This is a genomic window from Clostridium boliviensis, assembly GCF_033342255.1.
GTDB lineage: Bacteria > Bacillota > Clostridia > Lachnospirales > Lachnospiraceae > Lacrimispora > Lacrimispora boliviensis.
Genome location: NZ_JAWONS010000087.1, coordinates 1 through 595 on the forward strand (window position 1 = coordinate 1; position 595 = coordinate 595).

Sequence of the window (595 nt, forward strand, 5' to 3'; positions counted from 1 at the left end):
ACAAATTCGTCGCCAGCCAGCCCGTCTACAACATGTTCAACCGCTACATCGAATCGGCGGTGATCCCCCTCTGCGATGAAGCGGGCATCGGCCAGGTCGTCTTTTCGCCGCTGGCCCAAGGGGTCCTCACCGGGAAGTACAAACGGGGGCAGCAGGCGCCCGCCGGTTCCCGGGCCGCGACGGACGAGGTGAAAAAGTTTGTGGAGGGCTACCTGACCGACGACAATCTGGCCCGTGTGGAACAGCTGGAAGGGGTGGCCAAGGAACTGGGCATCACCCTGCCCCAGTTGGCCCTCGCCTGGGTGCTCCGCCTCCCGTCCATCAGCAGCGCTCTGATCGGCGCCAGCCGGCCGGAGCAGATCGTGGAAAACGTCAAGGCCGTCGAAGTCGAGTTGGAGGAGTCGGTGCTGGAAAAGATCGAGGAAATCCTGAAATCGTAAGCGGCGAACCAAAAAAGCGGGGAAGGAGACCATCCCCATGATGTCCGAGATCCGGGACCCGATTTTCCGCCTCGGCTTGATGCAGTGGCAAGTCGCTCGGCGGAAAATCGGTCCCTCCAGCCGCTTTGCCGAAAAACCGGCGGGAATGATATAGG

General features: G+C 61.7%; 1 protein-coding gene. It reads left to right on the forward strand.

Annotated features, from left to right (window positions below):
• The coding region (locus RZO55_RS03050) for an aldo/keto reductase (protein ID WP_318062815.1) at positions 1-440 on the forward strand (440 nt) is incomplete at its 5' end.
• Positions 441-595: the final 155 nt, after the last annotated feature.